A 19,780-nucleotide genomic window follows, 5' to 3' on the forward strand; every position below is an offset into this window, starting at 1 on the left:
TCACTTTCTCTATCTTATGATTTACTATTGACATATGACAATGAATCGTATACTATTATGGAAATATATTTAATGAGGTGCAGTGATGATTCTATAATCCGAAGGAACTGATGGTCAAGTTGCAGCCGGCAGAAGCAGGCTTTTCTTTGTCTTCAGAAATTTTGGATTGGAAGGACCGATTAACCGGTCCCTGCATCGCTGCATGTTCTCCTGTTCATGAGAATATCCATACGTATGTGCCACTCCATTTTCTGTGATGTAAAGAAATCGCCGGACATGGTGTTTTTTTATGGAGGTAATTATGAATTTAGAAAAAATTGCAGAACTGTTTATCGAGAAAATCAGAAAGGACTACGCTGATGATGTGGCACTTGTTGTGGTCATGGGTTCCTATATCTACAAGGCTACCCATGACAGATCCGATCTGGATCTCTATTTCGTGCCAAAGACAGAGAAAGGATATCAGCTGGGATTCACCTTTATTCTGGAAGAGATCGGGTTTGATCTGTGGCCCATTTCCTGGCAGCGACTGGAAAGCATCGCCAGACACGAGGAACGGATCACATCCATTGTGACGGAAGGAAAAGTTATATACTCCGCTTCCCAGGAAGACCTGGACCGTTTTGAAAAAATGAAAACAATCGCCCTCGATCTAAGTAGAAAGTCTGATTTTGCGAAAAAAGCAAAAGAAGTTTTCGAAGGAAGCTACAAGCTCATTTATCAGATCCAGGAAGCGGAAACAATCAGTGAACTCAGACAACACGGTATACGCTTCATCAATCATCTCGGTTATGCCCTTTCTCTTCTGAACTGCAATACAGTGAAAAGAGGACGTGGCAGACTGAAGAAAGAGCTTCTGGACAATCGCCTGGTCCCGGAGAATTTTGCATCATGCTATGATACGCTGTTTCTTTCAGATGACATGGAAACCATGAAAAAAGATCTTTCCTGTCTGCTGAAAAACACCGAAAAACTCATTCATGCAGAACTTGACCGGTATCGAGAGAAAGGCTCTGCAGAAAATGTCTTATCCGGCTTTTACGAAGAGCTCATCACAAGCTACAACAAGATCTATCACGCCGCTGAAGTCAACGACCCCTATACAGCCCTTTTTGCGGCCTGTGAACTCCAGCAAGAAATCGCGGATGTCTTCCAGTACATGGATCTGAAAGAACCGGATTTCCCGGATCTGGCCAAGGCCTATGACCCGGATGATCTGCGTTCCCTGGTGATTTCTGCAGAAAAGCATAAACACACCTTTGAGGACTTTCTCAAGGCCCATCATGTCCCGATCAGAAGGTTTAAGGATCTATCGGAATATGAGACTCATCTTTCTTCCCTCTAACTTTTAATCCAGTTCAGAATTTGATGATACAATCATCATAACGATATGGATTCAATCTGAAGCGGAAGGGGGCGTCTGAGATGAGAAGAAGATGGAGCATAGCAGCAGGAGCGCTGCTTGTTCTCTGCGCACTGGTTTTCATCAAGGCGCCCTATTTCGGAAAGGACAGAGCCCTTCTTGTGGTCCGCATTTATGATCGCTATCAGGAAGAACAGAGCGTTGCGAAGAACCTGGGTATGGATATCCATTTGCACCTGGAGGATACGGATCTTTTCCCGCTGCTTGTCACCTACAATGACAAGAATCTCTCCCGTTATCTTGGAAAACCCCTTCACTTCACGGTGGATTATACCTTTGGAGACTTTCAGAAGGGCAAAGGATACAGCCGGATCTATGATGATACAGACCCCCTGTATAATGCGTACCTGGGCTACTACAGTATTACGGGATTCGAAAGAAAGATCACCGAAGAAGACCTGATGCTCCTTTCTGAGTATGACATGCTGCATCTGGCTCTTCCGGCAGTAGGACTGCCTGTTGAAGAAGCCGCCTTTGAGATTCTGGCACATGAAAAGCAGAAGGATGTCATCATTTCATCTTATACTTTCACGTCCTATGAAAGCTCTGTAGTCACCAATGGTCCAGAGCATCATGGAGTAGCCTTTGCTGCTGGTGATCTCCTCTTCGGCACATCGCCTCCATCTCCTGTGAACTATCCACTTCATGAGATGAAAGGAAGAGTCTATCTGTATTATTTCAAGGATCTGGATCTCAATCTGGTCTTCTATACACTGGCAAAATCGGATGCACTGCTGCACGATTTTGAAGAGAACATCCTGAAAAAGGCCGAAATCGATTTTCAATGACTTCACGTGCAAAGACCTGGAAAAGAAGTGATATGCTTCTTTTCCAGGTCTTATCGTTTCAGTCATGTGTTTTCCAGCAGTTCATCCATCACAGCGAACAGATCTTTTGTCGCATCGGGTTTCGCATAGTGCTCCTGAAGCTCCTTCATGTGCTTCAGTCTCGTTTCATCCTGAATCAGATCCTCAATGAGTATATGAAGCTCCTCATCCTGGTCCAGCCTTACTCCGATTCCGTGGTTGAGCAGATACGTAGCGTTCTCTTCCTCCTGTCCTGGGATGGGCCTGGTGATCACCAGAGGCAGACGCTTGATGAGCGCTTCTGTAACGGTAAGACCACCCGGTTTAGTCACCAGAATGTCTGCAGCATCCATGTAGAGGGAGATTTTCTCCGTGTATCCTAGAATGATCAGATCTTTCTCCACCTCATCGCTTAACTTATCCAGATCTTTCTTCACTTTCTTGTTGCTTCCAGTGATGACAATGACCTGCAGGTCAAGATTCGATTTCATCATGGAGTTCACCAGTTTTATGAGATTTCCTGCACCGAAGCTCCCGCCCATGATGAGGATGGTCTTCTTGTCCTTGAGGTCCAGCAGATATCTCGCTTTGAATTTGTCAAGCTTCACCTGCAGCTCATGACTGGTGGGAATACCAGTGTCTCTGATTCTCGTTTCTGGTATATGATCTTCTAAGAGCTTCAGCTTCATGAAATTACTGGACACAAAGAACATATCCACATCCTTGTGAATCCAGCTGGCATGATAATCGTAATCTGTCACCACTACGAATACCTTGAATGTGAATCCGTATTTTTCCCGTACACGAATGATGCTGGTGACGGATACGGGATGCATGCAGATGATGACATCCGGATTATATTCATTGACCAGTTCTTTCAGCTTGGAGTGAAAAGGAAGAATATTCCTGGAAATTTTACCATCCATGGAATTATTCAGGTCATACTGCCATCCGTAGAATTCCGGAAAGTTCTTCACATTGATCTCGTAGGTCTTTTCGGCGACCTTCGATAGAATGGGCCGGATATATTCCAGGACATCAATAACGGTAACCTGGTACTCCTCCTTTAATTCTTCTGCATACATTCTGATGGCATTGGAAGCTGCATTATGTCCTCCGCCTATGGAAGCGCTGAGTATCACGACTTTTTTCATTCTTACCATCCCTTGCTTTTCATCGTTTCTTTTAAGTTTCATCTATACCTTTATGATAGCACTATTTTCTTAACTTCATCCAGTATTTCCATGCACGCTTCTAACGGAAATCAGATGAGGTTCCTCCTCGCATGGAGCTGATACTGTTTCGGGGTGATTTCATACTGCTTTCTGAATGCCCGGATGAAATAGGAGTAGTTTTCAAAGCCGCATTTCCCCGAAACTTCAAGGCCTGTATGTTCTCCTGATTCAAGAAGCTTTTTGGCCTTTTCCAGGCGAATCAGGTTCCTGTAGGACACAAAGCTGGCCCCTGTGTAATTTTTGAAAAACTTTGTGAAATAGGAGCTGCTGTAACCGCAGAATTCTGCAGCATCCTTCAGACTGATTTCCTCTGCTGATGTCTCGTGCAGCCACGCTGTAAGCTCCTTCATCTTTTCGATCTGATGCAGACTCACCATTTTCTTTTCACTATCCTGAAGATACACCCTCAAATGATAAAACAGCTCCAGAAGGGCCGCCTTCACAAGCAAGCCCAGCCCCTCTTCTCTCATGCTGCCTCTGAAGTAGACCAGCTTATCCACCAGTGCTTTCATTTTGTCCGCCTCAGAATTCTTCCTATCCGTTTTCACCTTGAATATTCTTTCTCCTCTCAGAAGTGGAGAAAGATAATTTTCTGTGAGTATGTCTTTCCCTTCTTTTGTCATAAGCATTTCCAGATGAAAGATGATATTGTAGTAGACTGAAGAACAGCCCTCCACCTGATCAATGGCATGTGTCATGCCCGGAGATATGAGAATGAGATCATCTTTCCCTGCATGAACTCTTTCCCCATCTATGGTGATCAGGCATGCTCCGGATTCCACATAGATGATTTCCATTTCTTCATGCCAGTGCATAGGGTAATAGGACAGCTTTTCAGGAATCTTTGAAAGATATACTGCAAAAGGCAGATATTCCGTACCGTGTTTCTTTGTTTCATAATAATCTATTCCGATATGATTCATTTGTGCTACTTTACACCTCAATTCTGCAAGATTTCAGTTGTGTCAGGATTGTATAATAGTCATTATATCAGAAAAAGGAAGTTGAATTCATCATGAGTGATCGTACAAAACTGCTTAAACTCAGTTATCCCATTTATTTCGAAAGCCTGCTCTTTTCCATCATCGGGAGCATGGATACCCTGATGCTGTCAAAATACAGTGATATGGCTGTAGGCGCCGTTGGCGTCGTCAACCAGTTCCTCTTTCTCATTCAGATTGCAGGAAACATCATCATAGCAGGGACCGGTATTCTTCTGGCCCAATATATCGGGGCAAGAAAATCCAGAGGAGAGATCCAGAAACTCACCCTTTCAGCTCTTTTCATCAATCTCATCCTGGGCATCCTTTTCAGCGGTCTCATCGTGGTGCTCCATCCCACCATTTTATCCTTCCTGAACATTGATGGACAGATGCTCACCTTTGCCAGGGACTATATGGTGATCATCGGAAGTTTCCTTTTCCTGCAGCTTATCTCCATCACCTTTTCCATGTTTCTTCGGGCTCACGGAAAGACCAGGACCACCTTCAAGGTCTCCTTTCTCATGAACCTCATCAATGTGCTTCTGAACTATGTGCTCATCTATGGAAAACTGGGACTGCCTTCCATGGGGGTGGAAGGTGCCGCCTGGGCCACGGTGATCAGCAAGGGTATTGGACTTGTGATCCTTGGCTCCATTGTCTACAAGATGGCATTCAAGGATCTTCCTGTGCACTACGGCAGACAGGATTTCAAGACGGTTCTGCCTAGAATTCTTCATTACGGTGCACCCGCTGCAGGAGAGCAGATCTCCTATACCCTGGCGAAATTCATCATGATGATCTTCATCACGAAACTGGGAAAAGATGCCATCACAGCCTACGCCTACAGCAATACCCTGGTGAGTTTCGTCTATGTGTTTGCCGTTTCCCTGGGGCAGGGCACTTCCATCATGGTGGGATGGCATATGGGCGCAAAGGAGAGAGACAAAGCCAATGCGCTCACCCTCTACTCCGCTAGAGTGTCCTTTCTGGTGAGCATGGCTTTCTGCTCCATCCTTGTTCTTTTCAGGGTGCCTCTTCTCGGCATTCTGTCAGAAAACAGGGACATCATCGCTCTGGCCAGCACCGTTCTTCTCTTCAACTTCGTCGTGGAAGCGGGAAGAAGTCAGAATCTCATCTTCGTCAATGCCCTGAGAGCATCGGGAGATGTCCGGTTTCCCTTCTACATGTCTGTAATCTCCATGTGGAGCATCGGTGTGCTTCTATCCTACGTCTTCACCTTTTCTCTGTCCATGGGACTGCCCGGCATCTGGCTGGCCCTGGGTCTGGATGAGGTCTTTCGCGCCGTCTTCATGCGTATCCGGTGGAGAAACAATTTCAGTATGCTCACCGCGATCACCTCGTCATGAAAAAGCCTGCCTCATGGGATGGCACCTTTACGGATGCACATTCCTTGAGACAGGCTTTTTCAATTCTTCTTTTCTATTCTTCTTTCAGCCCGCTTCATCCTGTCTTCTTCCCTGATCACAGCTCAGCCCTTCTTCACCAGCTCCTGCACCCAGTTCTCAAAGGAATGAACCGCTGTGCATCTGTGGATCTCCACAAATTCATAGTCTTTGATGATCACAGGCACATCATTTTCTGAAATGATGAAGAATCCTTCTGAACCGAAATACCTGAAGGGAGACTCTATGCCCCATTCCTTCTCTATGATGCGCTCTGTCATCCTTCTGGCGTAATGCTCAGGAGAGGCACCAAATCGGTACATGGCATCCGCGTAGGATGACCCTCCTCTAATTCTTTTTTCTTTGTAGTCGTACATCTAAATTCCCTCCTTCATTTTCATTCTGTTTCTTCTCAAGTCAAGGCAACAAAAAAAGCCCTTGAAGGAGCTTGCAAAAGATCTCCTCATTGATATTAGCTTTACCACCTTACAGCATCTGCAGGTTGGTGTGTGGTCACAGAGCTAATTCTCTACCATCACTCTTCATAAGAAACTTTATTGAATTGTACATGCATAGCATAGCATATATTTATAGAGATGTATACAGTATTTCTTCAGGTCATCCAAAAGGTCTGCGTTCTTTCTCCCCGGCTTCACCCAGGACAATAAAAGACTCCAGAGCATGAGCCATCCGCTCTGGAATCTCTCTCTGATATTATTTCGCTCTTCTGATCAGATCATGATAGATGGGTGTGATTTCCGGCTCCTTTGCCAGAGCATCGATTTCCAAAACAGGTACCCATCTGATACCGTTGGTCTCATCCTTGTTCTGAAGCAGCGTATCCTCTTCCTTGGCTTCCAGAAGAAATGCGGCGTTCAGATGCAGGTGGGCGGTGATGGGCTTTTCTCTTTTGAAGTGGGCCTTCACCGTCAGGATATCCAGCTTTCTGATCAGCCCATCTTCATTTTCCAGCACCTTGAAGCTTTTGAGACCGGTCTCTTCCTCCGCCTCTTTCAGGGCGACCTGAAGCAGATCCTTCTCTCCGTCGGTGTGCCCTCCTTGCCAGGTCCAGGTGTCATAGATCTTATGGTGGATCATCAGCATTTTCGTTCTTTCTTCGTTGACGATGACAGAGGATGCCGTCATATGGGCTATGGGATTTTCACGGGTCAGTAGAGTATCTCCGTGCAGGTCAATGAGGGAGATCATATTCTCCTTCACCTGATGGTCCATCTCGTCCTTGGGTCTGTAGGCTCTGATCAGCTCTTTATAATAGGTACTCAATATAAAACCTCACTTTATTCATTCACGCAGTATAATTTCCTCATCTCAGTCTATTTCGTCACTACACCCCTTGGCTGATGAGCTTCACGACTTTTTCAATATAATACATCCTCTGCTTTTCCTCACTAAGAAAAGCGGTTCCATTGAGCTCATTGAATTCCAGAGTAGGATAGATGATGGAAGAGAGGAAAATCGTTTTTCTGATACTGAATTCGTCTTCCACATCCTTCAGATAACGCTTCATCACCTTGTTTAGTTTCTCTTCCATAAGCATGGTCTCTTCGACGATCTTCTGGGACATCTCATCATGGTCTTTCGTTTCGAAGGCATCCTTGACCAGAGCGATGGCCCCAGGAAAACGCATGCTGTATTCCATGGACATCGCCGCATATCTTTTCAGCTTCTCTTCATCCTCCAGAGATTCGTCATCCAGCGGGACGACGGTGGAAATGAGATTCTCCATGTAGAACTTCTTCACCTGACGGAGCATATTCTCTTTTGTGCCGAAGTAATAATTGATGGCACCGATGTTCACGTCCGCTTCCTTCACGATGGTTCTCACAGGTACGTGCACGCTTCCCTGCTTGCCGATGAGATAAAGTGTCTTGTCCAGTATTCTCTCTTCCACACTTTTCAGTTCCTTCATGATGCTCACCCCTTTCCTTTAGGTATCTATTATACTTCTTAATTATAGAGGAAGAAACGCATTTTACGTTATTTCTGCAGAAAAAGTTTGCCCTTTCCTGAACTCGGAAGAGCTCAATAAAAGAGCCGCTATCCTTACTGAACATTTCAGCAGGACAGCAGCCCTAATCACAGTTAAATATTCTTCTAAGCTGTCATTTCCTCCTTTTCAGAAAGAATCGCTAAAGCCTTCTTTTCCTTTCCTGACAGCAGGAATCTGTCCATCAGATTCAGAATGGGGGGAAGCAGCACGAAGGTGGACAGCAGTGCCAGGGAGATATTGACCACGGTCATGAGACCGAAGTCTCTCAGGATCACAAAGTCTGAAAGCATCAGCACGGAGAACCCGCCCACAGTGGTGAGACCGGATGCAAGGATGGCGACGCCGATGGAGCCCACGGCGTTTTTCATGGACGCTTCTCTACCTTCTCCTTTTCTTCTTTCCTCTGTGTATCTCTCCATGAGCATGATGGTCATTTCCGTACCCATGCCCAGGACCAGTGCACCGAGTGTGGCTGTGATGGGTGTATAGCTGATTCCAGCCAGATACATGATACCACTGGATAGACCAATGATGCTGACCACAGGCAGGATCGGAATCAGCGCCTTCACAGGGTTTCTGTAGATCAGAAGCAGCGCCGCGAATACGAGTATGAGGCCCAGACCGGTCATAGCCAGTCTCCCGCTGGTCAGGCCTTTGACCATTTCGATATCCAGAATGCTTTTACCGGTGACAGCGGCATTCAGGTCACTTTCATTCATGGTTTCCTTGAGCGATGTGACAAACTCTTCCAGCTCGCTGGTTGGCAGATGCCTGATGTTTAAGATCAGTGCACTTTTTGTAGCGTCTTCCGTGATGAACATGCTCGACATGGATACGGGCAGATCGCTGACTGTTTCCGCGTAGTCTTTGAAAGAAAGAGTCTCATCTCCGGAAAAGAGCATGGCGCTGCCAGCAAGGGACTTCACATCCGTGATGACATCAGGATACTTCGCCTCCAGATAATCTCCTGTCTCCTTGATGCTTTCAAGGCTTGCCGCCTTGTCCAGGTCCGTTCCTGTAAGATACAGGATCACCTGGTCTGTGGAACCCATGACGTCTCGTACCGTATGAAGGTCCACCAGTGCAGGCATTTCCTGGGGCATGAAGGATTCCATGTCTGTTTCGATGCCGATGCTGGAGTCTCTGGAGAATCCCGCCACGGATAGCAGAAGAAAGAAAATCAGAATGGGGTATTTCAGCTTCAGGATGAATCCTGTCATGGCCCCTAAGACGGACTTCACTCTACTTCCCGCCTCAGCTCCTGCACTTTTCTGCTGCACGCTGGAAGGCTTTCCGATGGTGTTTCTGATATGAAGAATCGGCAGCAGAATGAACAGACTGCCCAGGAAGCTGATGAATACGCCCAGGGTCAGCATTTTCCCGAAATCCTGGATCATAGGTACAGGCGAAATATAGAGGGACAAAAAGCCCAGTATGGTGGCAAGGACCGCGATGAACACCGCTTTGCCCACATGCTTCACTGTGGATACCACAGAGCCCTCTTCCTCATATCGGTTGTGGAACTGGATGGAATAATCGATGCCAAGGCCTATGAGGATGGGAAACACTGCCATGGAAACCATGGTGACGGGAACACTGATGTGTCCCATGAATCCCAGAGTGGCAATGACCGATACCAGGATCACCGCCAGACTCAGCATTCTCCACTGGACCTTGAACACCAGTGCCAGTACCAGCAGCATGATGACAAGGGCAGAGCCCACCATGATCATCATGTTGACTTTCATCTCGGACTGAAGGGAGGTATCCAGTACGGGTTTACCCGAAACCATGTAGGTAAGGGTATCGAAGTTTTCACCGGAGAGCCCCTGATTGAGCTCCTCTATGATCTCCACTTTTCTGGCATCGGATACGCCTCCATCAAGCTTCACGATCATCATACCGGTGGTCCCTTCTTTGACCACATCGGAGAAGACCGTTCTCAGGTTGCCCTCTTCATAAAGAAGCAGATCCGCTTCTTCCTGAGACTTTGGCAGCGACGCTTCCATCATGTCCGATTTTTCATGAAACATGGCCAGTGCGCCTGAAATCTCCGTGAAGCTTCCTCCCATGGTGATGAAGCCTTCTGCCATGGTCTTCAGCTCTTCCGGGGAGATACCGCCCTTCAGGCTGTCTTTCATGGCTTCGGTTTCGCTTCCGAGGCGGTCTTTGATACCATCAAGGGCAGTTGCGGTTTCCCGGGGTCCCCCTTCCAGCTGCTTTGCTCTGGCAGACATCTCTTTCAGACCTGAAGCACTTTTATCGAGATTCTCGGCCAGTGCTGTGAGCTGCATGCTCATCTGCGGATTCCCCGCAGCAGTGTTTCCCAGCTCCTTCAGTTTTCCGCTGATGGTGGAAATCCCTTCCGCCGCATTCCATGTACCGTCGGAAAGACCACCGATCCCAGTGGCGATATTGTTCTGACCGTCTATGAGCTTATCGAAATTGGAAGTGGCTTGGGTGAAGCCTTGAAGCTTCTCTTCCATCTCCTTGGGATCAGGCACTTCCTTCAGCAGCAGCGTATTTCCGATTTCACTGAGTTTTGAGCCCATCTCAGATAGACCGCCGCTTAGCTCCAGTACATTTTCTTCCATGACATCCGACTGACGGATGGTCATCTGGTGCAGAAGTGTGGCGGGACTCATGATGGAATAGATGTCCGCATCATAAGCCATTCTCTTTTCCACATTCCACATTTTAGTGAGATTCTCCACGGATAGGAGCTCCTCTTCCGTAGAAGCCTCAAAGACCACAAGGATGGAATCTCCGCCAAAGGTGTCCTCCATCTCCTCGTGCCGCTTGTAGACTTCCGTTTCCGCATCCACCAAGGTGTCATTTCCTGTGGCCATATAGATGTTTCTGGCACCGATGAGCATAACCACCACCAGAAACAGTGCTGTTAAAAGCACCTTGAAGGGATGGTTTTCAATAAGTCTTCCGATTTTCTCAAATAATCTGGTCATAGTCTATCCCCTTGCATGGTCTCAAGTAGTAGATCGGTAATCTGATACACGTAATTCCTGATGGACTTCGCATTCTGTTCAGGCATATAAAGAAATGAAAGCAGAGAACCCATAATCATTCTCACGGCCATGGGGCGCATATCTTCTCTGATGGGGGCCTGTCCGATGCTCTTTTCAATGATTCTTCTGATTTCGCTGGATAAATCCACCCCCATGCCGCTGAGCTCCGGAGATTCATTGAGAATCAGTTTTATGGTTTCGTAATTCTCGGATATGAAGGTGATGCGGTCCAGAAGAATCGCCTGCAGCCTTTCTCTGGGTGTCATGCCTGCGGATGTTTCCACCACTTCCTCCAGTGTCTTCACAATGAAAGGTCTGACTCCTTCCAGGTAGATTTCCTGCTTGCTGGTGAAGTACCGGAAGAGTGTCACTTCCGTGATTTCTGCGGAATCAGCAATCTCCGCTGTGGTGGTTCCCTTAAAGCCTTTCTCCTTAAACACATTCATGGCACTTTCTATAATCTGTTTTCTTCGATCTTCTCTGGTCATTCTTGTTCTTGTTCCCATTTGGACCTCCTTATGTAAGTAAGCACTTACTTAGTATACCAACCTTCTCATCAGATGACAAGTCTTTTCATAGAGAAAAATCTCAGAATCCTGAAATAAACATCCAATCCCAATGCAGACCATATGGCAATCCTACGGGGTTTCCTATATCATGAAGATATGGAAATATCGAGAAATGGAAAGTATTATAAATAAATGTCAAACTGAAGAAGAATGTGTGGGGTATGCAATGGATTATGAGAAATATTCGAGAAATCAACTGATTGAGATCATCGAGGAGCTGAAGCTTCTCAATGAAGCACTCCTGGAAGAGAAAGAAAATGAAGACAGGCTGGATTTCGCCTGGACAGGCAATCTGGGACACTGGTACTACAATATCAGGGCAAACAAGGTCGTATTCAATCCACTAAAGGTGGAAGCGCTGGGCTATTCCATGGAGGACCTCCCTGAAGAAGTGCCCTATCAGTTCTTCACGGAAAGACTGCATCCTGAAGACTATGAGCCTACCATGGATGCCATGAGAAAGAACATGATGGGTCTGACACCTGTCTATGAATGCGAATACCGGATCCAGGCAAAGGACGGTTCCTGGAAGTGGTTCTATGATCGCGGTCAGGTCACAAAGAGGGACCTCCAGGGTAAACCCCTGTTTGCCGCAGGCATCGTCTTCGACATCACGGAACGTAAGGCGAAACTGGAAGAGCTGGAAATGGAAAACAGAATGCTCACAGTTGAATCCATGACGGATGCACTGACGGGCATAAGAAATCGTGGCGCCATCATGGATGAGCTGAAAAGCCGAATGGAAAAATCTGCGATTTATAAATCTCCTCTATCCATCGTGATGTTTGACATTGACCACTTCAAACCCATTAATGACACCAAAGGACACGTCTTCGGGGATCTTGTACTGAAACAAGTGGCGAAGATCATCAACGAGGAAATCCGAGGCCTGGATACTCTGGGACGCTACGGCGGAGAAGAGTTTCTGCTCATTCTGCCCAACACTTCCAGAAAGAGTGCACTCCAGGTGGCAGAACGCATACGCAGGAAAGTGGCAGAAGCAGCTTTCCCCGATGACGTCCGCGTCACCATCAGTGGCGGCGCAGCAGAGTATAAAGGGATGGAACTGCTTGATTTCATCGACAAAGCTGACCAGAACCTCTATGCATCAAAACAGAACGGAAGAAACAAAGTCACAGGCTGATGGATTCCATCCTGTGACATAGTTTCCGTCAATAGTCTTCTCATAGTTCAGTTTCTGTATGGTTCATGCAGCTTATCCGCAGAATCTGCATCTCATCCATAATTCGTTGCTTCAATAGAAGCAGCCTCCTATACTTGGACCATAAAACAAATCTGGAGGTAATAATTATGGGAATCTTATTCATCCTGCTGCTTACACTTATGGAGTCAACGCTTCTTTATCTTGCGCTCCATGGAAAGAGAAATTTCGAGGAAGAAAGAGGGATACTGAATTTCTCCATTCTGCTTCTTCTGATTCTGTTCTTTCTTACCGGAGTCCTTACCTGGAGCTTCCGCTTCATGCCCATCATGCTTCTTGTTGCCATCAAGTCTCTTGTGAGTCTTGTAGGATTACTAAGAAGACGGGAAAAGTCTTTCAGAAAAGGAAAGACCATCCTGAAAGCTGCCGTAAGTCTTCTTCTTTACATCACAGCGGCCTCTGTACTGATTCTGTTTCCACCCTATCTGCAGCCCGAGGTCACCGGTACCTTTGAGGTGAAGACGGAAAAGTATACCTGGATCGATGAAGACCGGAAAGATGCCTTCTCAACAGAAGACAGCAGAAGACTCACTGTGGAGCTTTACTATCCTGAAACTGCGGAAGGGAACTACCCTCTTGTGGTTTTCTCCCATGGGGCTTTCGGTTTCAGCGGCAGCAACTACTCAACCTTTGCAGAGCTTGCTTCTCATGGCTATGTGGTGGCAAGCATCGGACATACAGGACATGCCTTCTACACCTTAGATACCAGTGGAACACTCACAACAGTGGATCCTGATTTCATCAGTAAGGCTGCTGAAATCAACGGTATCACGGATACCCAGCATGAGGCTGAAATCTTTGAAACAACCCAGAGCTGGCTGAAACTTCGTGTGGAAGATGAGCATTTTGTTCTGGAGAGGATTCTTGAAGAAGCCAGTTCCGCTGAGAAAGGAACGGTTTTCTCCCTCATCGACTGCGAAAACATCGGTCTCATGGGGCACTCCCTTGGCGGAGCCACTTCTGCAGAGATCGGAAGATTGCGCCCTGATATCGATGCGGTGATCGTGCTGGATGGCACCATGCTGGGAGAGGAAGAGCGTTTTGAAAATGGCAGTATGGTCCTTGACAGCACACCTTATCCGGTTCCGCTTCTGAACATCTATGCTGAAGACCACTACAGAAACGCTCTGACCCTTAAGGAGAACACCTACAGCAACTTTTACGCTTCCGCCCATGCCCTGGATGCCTATGAAACGGTATTTGAGGATACCGGACATCTCAACTTCACAGACCTGCCCCTGTTCTCTCCTATTCTGGCCAAAGCTTTGGGTGTGGGAGATGCGGATAGCAGGGAATGTATAAATACCATGAATCAGGTTGTGCTGGACTTTTTCGACAGCTGTCTGAAAGGAGAAGGCAGACCAATAATCAAAAAGGAATATTGATGTATGAAAGTGAAGATCAGAAAAATCAGTGAAAAAGCCGATGAATGCCTGACCATCGAATGTGTTGAAATCACGCCTGATGTGGAAAGCATCCGTTCCTATGCCCTTTCCAGAGGAACGGTTCTGACAGGCAGAATTTCTGAGCGCTATTATCAGTTCAGCCTGGCCTCTGTACTCTACTTCGAAGCGGTGGATGAGAAAGTCTTCGCCTATACAAAGACGAAGACCTATGAACTGAAAAGCAGGCTCTACGAGCTGGAGGATGCCTATAAAGACAAGATGTTCATCCGCTGCTCAAAATCCTTTCTCCTCAATCTCATGAAGCTGGAGAGCATCGCTCCTGCCTTAAACGGAAGGTTCTATGCCCACATGAAAAACGGGGAAAAGATCATCATCTCCAGACAGTATGTTCCCCTCATCAAGCGTCAAGTATTAGGAGGTGTCTGATATGGATTTCAGAACATTTTTTGTCAGAAAAGTCGTACTCAGCTTCTGCGTTTCCGTCACAGGCATCATTCTGGGCATGGCTGTCTTAGGTCTTCTTTTCCAGCCCCAGGCCAGGTTTGGTTATGAAGCATTCTTCTCCCCGCTGATTTTCGCTTTCATCGGCTCGCTGTCGCTCATTGTGAAGTACTCCAGTCATGAGCTCACCCTTCGGGAAGCTATAGCTAGAAATGTTCTGCATTTCATTCTGCTGGAGGCCACAATCCTTTCCTTTCTCTATGTGTCAGGCCTTCTTGAAAGTGTCTCCATGACGGTGTCCTTGGCTCTCATGATCCTCCTCATCAATCTTTTTGTTCATCTGGTTCTTTGGATCCATGATCAGAAGACAGCCTCGGAAATCAATGCAGCGCTGAAGATTCTCCAGGAGAACCATCAGCCTATCGAGTAGAAAAATCTGAATCTGATTCCTATGAATGAAAAACACAGAATCTCCCGATAAACAGCCACAGCGGCTTAAGGGGAGATTTTTTCTATCACAATGGTTTCAGAGAATTTCCCCTCTTTTCCTGTTTTCTATCTTTGTCATGAATGCTACTCTCTAGCTTCGGAAGCAGATCTTTCCAAATGGCACGTAAAATATCCTTATGTTCTGGCTCATTATGAGCGGTAATCGTAACAACTGCGTTATATGATCTCAGAATGATACAGAGCTGCTCATACATCTCATCTGCCCGATAGGTATCTTCTGGCGTACATTTCCATACCTGGTATCCATAACCTTCTCTGTTCTCAGGATCATTTCTCACCGTAATATGAAACTGACCGACTATGATTTCAGTGATCTTTTGCAGCGCTTTTTCTCCCCTTGCCATTCTTCATAAGATCACAGCTTCTTAAAATTATCCTCCCGCAACCACTGTGTGGAGTTCCCACCATTCATGAAATCTTTACAACAAGCTAATTGATATTCATTCTCATTAGCGCTATAATCTGACTGGATGATGCTCCATTTAAGGCATTGACCACTGAACGCAGCGCTGTAGTCGTGTTCATGAGAATGAAGCAAATACGCATCCACTTCAAGGAGGAAATCATGTCGGTATATCAGAAAGATGGAAAAGTCTATCTTATAATAGGTAATGGACCCGCAGGGCACTTCGCAGCGGGTGAAATACGGAAGAAGGATCCAGACGGGAGAATCATCATTACAGGAAGAGAAAAAGAAAGAACTTATCTTCGTACCCAGCTGGCTGAATGCTTCAGTGCTGAGCTTCCGGAAGATAAGTTCTATATGGTAAAAGAAGAATGGTATGAAAAGAACGAAGTGGAGCAGATCTTGTCGATGGAAGCTTCTTCCATTGATAAAGAGGACAAGGTCGTCACCTTCAAGGATGGCAGCCAGATTCATTACGATAAACTCATCATTGCCACGGGCAGCTACAACTTTATTCCGCCAGTGGATGTGGAAATAAGAAGAAACGGAAAAACTGTGGATGTGATGAAAGTGGATCGCACGAACTTCAGAAATTATGATGGCCTCTTCAGCATCAGAGAGCATCATGACACCATAGCCCTGCAGAAAAGAATCCGAGCATCCAAACAGGCTGTAGTCATCGGAGGGGGCTTATTGGGCCTTGAGGCTGCATGGTCTCTGAAGAAGTGCGGACTGGATGTCACCGTCATTGAATTTTTCAACAGACTACTGCCAAGACAGCTGGATGAGGAGTCTTCTGAAGTACTGAAGAACATGGCTCTGGCATCAGGTGTGAAGCTGATTCTCGAAGACTCACTGGAATCCATCACCATCGAAGAAGATGAGGATGGAAATCAGAATCTTGCCAGTGTAAGGCTTCAAGGCGGAGATACTCTGGATTGCCAGATTGTGCTGTTCAGCGTAGGTGTCCGGTCCAGAGCAGCACTGGCTGCTGAAGCGGGCATTGAAGTGAACAAAGGCATTGTGGTGAATACCAGGATGGAAACAAGTGCAGAGGATATCTATGCCTGTGGCGATGTGGCTGAAATCAATAATTTCGTCTATGGCACCTGGCCATCGGCACTGAACATGGGAAGAGTAGCCGGCACCAATGCCGCTGGTGGAGATCTGAAGTTCCCGCCTATGGTCCTGTCCACCATGTTCACATCCATGAATGCGAAGGTGTTCTCTGCCGGAAATGTGGACTTCTGCGATCCTGGTCTGGACATTCTTGAACATAAGAGTGTAAAGAAAGGGGAATACAAGAAGCTTTTCTTCCGTGACGACAAGCTGGTGGCCGGAATTCTCTTAGGAGATACCAAGCGCTCAACGCGTATCGTCAAAGGGATTGAAGATGGCTACACTGAAGAAGAAGCACTGAAAGCGGACATTCTTTAGCACCTTCGTTTCGTTGAAATCCAGAAGCATATCGCGCCTGTGGAGATCTTTAAACCCTCTGGATTCCTAAGAATAACACTCTTCTAGCAGAGGAGACCACCTTTTTTGCGCACACTGAAAATCAGCTGATGTATTCCACTGAAGTGGACATGCTCAGCTGATTTTTCATGCTTTCATATTCGCTGCGAGACCCAGCCTGCTATGCAGATTTAAGCTTGATCACTGAGTGGTCTGCCGCTTTCTTCTCCATGTTTTTCTCGTAACGGCGATATCCTTCGATCATCGCCCCCACAAGAAGATATCCGATGACAAATCTCACATCATACAGCAGTGTAAGATTCGGTGCATGCATGAAGCCTGTTGCAGTAAGCACTGCAGCCGCTCCTGCAGCATAGGAAGCCTTCCGATAGGAACCGTCCAGAAGAAACACAAGGATCGCTCCCCAGAGGAGTCCTGTGAACATGGCTCCCTGGCCCAGTGGAACAATACCGCTGGATAGGTTGGCAACCACTTCTCCTGCACTGCCGTTGAACCTTGTCATGAGATAATTCGCAAAATACGGGAACATGGCCAGAACCACTGCAGGATAATGCTTTTTCTCCACTGTGCCGAAGGTCTGTGTCACCATGGAGATGCCCACAAACACCAGAATCGGTGCGATGACGGACATGGGGATCACTTTGGATAGAGCTGCGATGACACCAAATGTGGAGGCAATGAAGAAGACCATGCCGTTTAGTATGGAGTATCCTCTTCCTGCATTCATCAGTTTGGATCCGATGGAAGCGATGTATACGGTGGTTGGAAAGACTCCTCCGAAGAAGGTTCCGAAGAGTGTGCCCAGTCCATCAGCCAGCTGCGCTTCTGATACGCTGTATTCATCACCTGCTGAAGCCATGGCTTCCACGTTATTCATGGTCTCCACGAAATTGTAGATGGAGATGGGCAGAAGCACCGCAAAGAGGCCGATCATGTTTCTTCCGATGAAGAGAATTCCTTCCACCAGACCCAAGGTCGGTCTGGGCAGATAGAATCCCATGACGCTCAGTCCTTCTGTAATCATCCCTGCATCCTGACCACCTATGGTGTAGGCAAGAAATGTACCGATGATGATGGCAAAAAGGGACGCGGGAATCTTGAAGGGCATGGGTTTCTTCACTACCATGCCTAGGAGAATGATGATGAGAACCGCCATGCCTGCGATGGGCATCTCATAGGTCATGAAGAACATTTCCCCGCCTACGAAGGCAAAGGCTACGCCAGCCAGAGCGCCCATCATGGCTGCCCGGGGAAGATGACGATGAACCCATCTGCCGATGAAGCTCCCCAGAACTTCAACCACGCCACCAAGAAAACAGGCCGCAAGGCCGATCTTCCAGGCGAGTTCGGGATCTCCTGTGAGCTGAAGAGCAGGTCGAAGTACGGCGAAAAGATAGATGAACATGACAGGAGTTGAGACGCCGTAGGCCAGGGCCGTCACATCACTTCGATTTTCCTTGGCTGCCAGCTTCTCGGCCATTCTGGCATAATAGAGATTGCCGAACAGAACTGCCATGGCCACGCCAGGAATGACACGTCCGTATACGATGCTGCCGGGAAAGCCCATGGCGGTCATGGACACGGCGATGAGCACAAAGTTTGCCAGGTTGTTCTGAAAAAGGGCAAAGAATCCGTCAATATCTTCTCTTTTGAACCAGGGATAATAATGTTTCTCCAAAATCGATCTCTCCTTGTTTGCATGTTGTCAGGTGCATCAGCAGAATGTTCAGTGCAGATGTATAACATAATTGGGACTCTATGATTTTTGTATGCTGGTGAACTTATTCATAAAAGAACGTATCGAAAGCGATTATCTGAATGTGATGTTTCCTTCCTCCATGGATGAGATGGTGGCCAGAGCGCGGATATCCATTCCCTCTGCTCTCAGCTGATCTCCTCCTTTCTGAAATCCTTTTTCGATCACCACACCCGCTCCTTGCAGGGTTGCACCGGCAGCCTCCACAATTTCCCGAAGCCCTTTTAATGCTTCTCCATTGGCCAGAAAATCATCCAGAATCAGCACCTTATCCTCTTTATCCAGGTAACGTCTGGAAACACGGATCTTGAAATGCTGCTCCTTCGTGTAGGAGTAGACCTCTCCTTCATAGGTATCTTTGTCCAGGTTCAGAGACTGCGTCTTCTTTGCGAATACCACAGGAACCTGGAAATGAAGGCCAGCGATAGCTGCAATGGCTATACCTGATACTTCTGCCGTAAGAATCTTTGTGATCTCTTTATCCTTAAATACTTCTTTGAATTCTTTCCCGATCTCATTAAGAAATGCTACATCCAGCTGATGATTCAGAAAGCTGTCCACTTTCAGGACAGATGAACCCAATACTCTTCCCTCTTCTATTATTTTCGTTTTCAGTTTATCCAATTTTCTCTCCTTTACTCCTACTCTTTTCAGAAGGCTTTCATCAATTTTCTCCAATAAAAAAACCCGCGGTTTTCACCACGGGGAAATGCACCTAATCAGCAGCTTCAAATTATTACATGAAGCCCACATAAGGAACGCACTCCCGTAGTCAGACCGTTTACGGTGGTCTGGTAGAAACTTATGGACCATATCTCCAAGATTATACGAGTTATTGATTTTTTGAATTAGTCTTTATTCTAACTTACTATTTGAGAATTGACAAGAGCCTGAAATCCTATTCAGAATTTATATTCTGATTTATTTTGAGTCAACTGCTGTTTTTCTGTACTGCTCCGCAGACTCAATAGGTGTTTAGGATATGGTACGGTGAACCCTACCATAAGTAACGGCGTAAATTATGCCGATAGGTATGGTGGGGAGTCCCTTACCATAGATACCGGCATACATTTCTGATGTAGATAGAGAAAACCCTTACCACAACTCCCT

Annotated in this window: 17 protein-coding genes and 1 riboswitch; of the genes, 8 read left to right on the plus strand and 9 right to left on the minus strand. The window is 46.6% G+C overall.

Annotation, left to right across the window (positions count from 1 at the left end):
* Positions 1-301: 301 nt before the first annotated feature.
* Both ACHAL6_RS00005 and ACHAL6_RS00010 read left to right on the plus strand, forming a co-directional pair.
* On the plus strand, positions 302-1,345 hold the full coding sequence (locus ACHAL6_RS00005) for a hypothetical protein (protein WP_395268040.1): 1,044 nt from the start codon (positions 302-304) through the stop codon (positions 1,343-1,345).
* 80 nt (positions 1,346-1,425) lie between these two features.
* Positions 1,426-2,211: a hypothetical protein gene (locus ACHAL6_RS00010; protein WP_395268041.1), complete on the plus strand. Its 786-nt coding sequence runs from the start codon at positions 1,426-1,428 to the stop codon at positions 2,209-2,211.
* 62 nt (positions 2,212-2,273) lie between these two features.
* Here ACHAL6_RS00010 and ACHAL6_RS00015 read toward each other — a convergent pair whose 3' ends face one another.
* Together ACHAL6_RS00015 and ACHAL6_RS00020 are read right to left on the minus strand one after the other, a co-directional pair.
* On the minus strand, positions 2,274-3,383 hold the full coding sequence (locus tag ACHAL6_RS00015) for a glycosyltransferase (RefSeq protein ID WP_395268042.1): 1,110 nt from the start codon (positions 3,381-3,383) through the stop codon (positions 2,274-2,276).
* A 110-nt stretch (positions 3,384-3,493) separates the two neighbouring features.
* Entirely contained in the window at positions 3,494-4,387 is an 894-nt protein-coding gene (locus ACHAL6_RS00020) for an AraC family transcriptional regulator (protein WP_395268043.1), read from the minus strand.
* A gap of 92 nt (positions 4,388-4,479) precedes the next feature.
* Between ACHAL6_RS00020 and ACHAL6_RS00025 the strand changes: the two genes are divergently transcribed.
* Positions 4,480-5,814, plus strand: a complete 1,335-nt coding sequence (locus ACHAL6_RS00025) for an MATE family efflux transporter (RefSeq protein WP_395268044.1) — start codon at positions 4,480-4,482, stop codon at positions 5,812-5,814.
* A gap of 122 nt (positions 5,815-5,936) precedes the next feature.
* Here ACHAL6_RS00025 and ACHAL6_RS00030 read toward each other — a convergent pair whose 3' ends face one another.
* From ACHAL6_RS00030 to ACHAL6_RS00050, 5 genes are all read right to left on the minus strand, one after another.
* A complete protein-coding gene (locus ACHAL6_RS00030; protein WP_395268045.1) occupies positions 5,937-6,227 on the minus strand; it encodes a hypothetical protein in 291 nt (96 codons plus the stop codon).
* Between the two features lie 337 nt (positions 6,228-6,564).
* Positions 6,565-7,134, minus strand: coding sequence for an NUDIX hydrolase (locus tag ACHAL6_RS00035; RefSeq protein WP_395268046.1), 570 nt, complete (start codon positions 7,132-7,134; stop codon positions 6,565-6,567).
* Between the two features lie 61 nt (positions 7,135-7,195).
* Positions 7,196-7,780 carry a TetR/AcrR family transcriptional regulator gene (locus ACHAL6_RS00040; RefSeq protein WP_395268047.1) on the minus strand — a complete coding sequence of 195 codons (585 nt, stop codon included), beginning with the start codon at positions 7,778-7,780 and terminating at the stop codon, positions 7,196-7,198.
* Positions 7,781-7,965: 185 nt separating this feature from the next.
* Positions 7,966-10,824: a hydrophobe/amphiphile efflux-3 (HAE3) family transporter gene (locus tag ACHAL6_RS00045; protein WP_395268048.1), complete on the minus strand. Its 2,859-nt coding sequence runs from the start codon at positions 10,822-10,824 to the stop codon at positions 7,966-7,968.
* Complete coding sequence (locus ACHAL6_RS00050) at positions 10,821-11,390, minus strand: TetR/AcrR family transcriptional regulator (protein WP_395268049.1); 570 nt, start codon at positions 11,388-11,390, stop codon at positions 10,821-10,823. The genes ACHAL6_RS00045 and ACHAL6_RS00050 overlap by 4 nt, the downstream gene beginning before the upstream one ends.
* A 229-nt stretch (positions 11,391-11,619) precedes the next feature.
* Here ACHAL6_RS00050 and ACHAL6_RS00055 point away from each other — a divergent pair, with 229 nt between their 5' ends.
* The 5 genes from ACHAL6_RS00055 to ACHAL6_RS00075 all read left to right on the plus strand — a co-directional run bounded on the left by ACHAL6_RS00055 (position 11,620) and on the right by ACHAL6_RS00075 (position 16,875).
* Positions 11,620-12,597: a GGDEF domain-containing protein gene (locus tag ACHAL6_RS00055; protein ID WP_395268050.1), complete on the plus strand. Its 978-nt coding sequence runs from the start codon at positions 11,620-11,622 to the stop codon at positions 12,595-12,597.
* A gap of 167 nt (positions 12,598-12,764) precedes the next feature.
* Positions 12,765-14,060: an alpha/beta hydrolase family protein gene (locus ACHAL6_RS00060; protein ID WP_395268051.1), complete on the plus strand. Its 1,296-nt coding sequence runs from the start codon at positions 12,765-12,767 to the stop codon at positions 14,058-14,060.
* Positions 14,061-14,063: 3 nt separating this feature from the next.
* On the plus strand, positions 14,064-14,507 hold the full coding sequence (locus tag ACHAL6_RS00065; RefSeq protein WP_395268052.1) for a LytTR family DNA-binding domain-containing protein: 444 nt from the start codon (positions 14,064-14,066) through the stop codon (positions 14,505-14,507).
* A 1-nt stretch (position 14,508) separates the two neighbouring features.
* Positions 14,509-14,952 carry a hypothetical protein gene (locus ACHAL6_RS00070; RefSeq protein ID WP_395268054.1) on the plus strand — a complete coding sequence of 148 codons (444 nt, stop codon included), beginning with the start codon at positions 14,509-14,511 and terminating at the stop codon, positions 14,950-14,952.
* Positions 14,953-15,597: 645 nt separating this feature from the next.
* On the plus strand, positions 15,598-16,875 hold the full coding sequence (locus ACHAL6_RS00075; protein ID WP_395268056.1) for an NAD(P)/FAD-dependent oxidoreductase: 1,278 nt from the start codon (positions 15,598-15,600) through the stop codon (positions 16,873-16,875).
* 199 nt (positions 16,876-17,074) lie between these two features.
* Here the strand turns inward: ACHAL6_RS00075 and ACHAL6_RS00080 are convergent, their stop codons facing one another.
* Positions 17,075-18,592 carry a hypothetical protein gene (locus tag ACHAL6_RS00080; RefSeq protein ID WP_395268057.1) on the minus strand — a complete coding sequence of 506 codons (1,518 nt, stop codon included), beginning with the start codon at positions 18,590-18,592 and terminating at the stop codon, positions 17,075-17,077.
* 132 nt (positions 18,593-18,724) lie between these two features.
* Complete coding sequence (locus tag ACHAL6_RS00085) at positions 18,725-19,294, minus strand: xanthine phosphoribosyltransferase (RefSeq protein WP_395268059.1); 570 nt, start codon at positions 19,292-19,294, stop codon at positions 18,725-18,727.
* 125 nt (positions 19,295-19,419) lie between these two features.
* Positions 19,420-19,521, minus strand: a riboswitch (purine riboswitch).
* Positions 19,522-19,780 lie beyond the last annotated feature (259 nt).

Origin of the sequence: Proteiniclasticum sp. C24MP, from assembly GCF_043951855.1 — a bacterium.
In the GTDB taxonomy this organism is placed as follows: domain Bacteria; phylum Bacillota; class Clostridia; order Clostridiales; family Clostridiaceae; genus Proteiniclasticum.

Excerpts from the sequence above, each read along its gene's own strand:
- ACHAL6_RS00030 (WP_395268045.1), bottom strand. The coding sequence starts at position 6,227 with ATGTACGACTACAAAGAAAAAAGAATTAGAGGAGGGTCATCCTACGCG.
- ACHAL6_RS00075 (WP_395268056.1), top strand. The coding sequence starts at position 15,598 with ATGTCGGTATATCAGAAAGATGGAAAAGTCTATCTTATAATAGGTAAT.
- ACHAL6_RS00025 (WP_395268044.1), top strand. The coding sequence starts at position 4,480 with ATGAGTGATCGTACAAAACTGCTTAAACTCAGTTATCCCATTTATTTC.
- ACHAL6_RS00010 (WP_395268041.1), top strand. The coding sequence starts at position 1,426 with ATGAGAAGAAGATGGAGCATAGCAGCAGGAGCGCTGCTTGTTCTCTGC.
- ACHAL6_RS00015 (WP_395268042.1), bottom strand. The coding sequence starts at position 3,383 with ATGAAAAAAGTCGTGATACTCAGCGCTTCCATAGGCGGAGGACATAAT.
- ACHAL6_RS00020 (WP_395268043.1), bottom strand. The coding sequence starts at position 4,387 with ATGAATCATATCGGAATAGATTATTATGAAACAAAGAAACACGGTACG.
- ACHAL6_RS00005 (WP_395268040.1), top strand. The coding sequence starts at position 302 with ATGAATTTAGAAAAAATTGCAGAACTGTTTATCGAGAAAATCAGAAAG.
- ACHAL6_RS00055 (WP_395268050.1), top strand. The coding sequence starts at position 11,620 with ATGGATTATGAGAAATATTCGAGAAATCAACTGATTGAGATCATCGAG.
- ACHAL6_RS00070 (WP_395268054.1), top strand. The coding sequence starts at position 14,509 with ATGGATTTCAGAACATTTTTTGTCAGAAAAGTCGTACTCAGCTTCTGC.
- ACHAL6_RS00065 (WP_395268052.1), top strand. The coding sequence starts at position 14,064 with ATGAAAGTGAAGATCAGAAAAATCAGTGAAAAAGCCGATGAATGCCTG.
- ACHAL6_RS00060 (WP_395268051.1), top strand. The coding sequence starts at position 12,765 with ATGGGAATCTTATTCATCCTGCTGCTTACACTTATGGAGTCAACGCTT.
- ACHAL6_RS00045 (WP_395268048.1), bottom strand. The coding sequence starts at position 10,824 with ATGACCAGATTATTTGAGAAAATCGGAAGACTTATTGAAAACCATCCC.
- ACHAL6_RS00050 (WP_395268049.1), bottom strand. The coding sequence starts at position 11,390 with ATGGGAACAAGAACAAGAATGACCAGAGAAGATCGAAGAAAACAGATT.
- ACHAL6_RS00040 (WP_395268047.1), bottom strand. The coding sequence starts at position 7,780 with ATGAAGGAACTGAAAAGTGTGGAAGAGAGAATACTGGACAAGACACTT.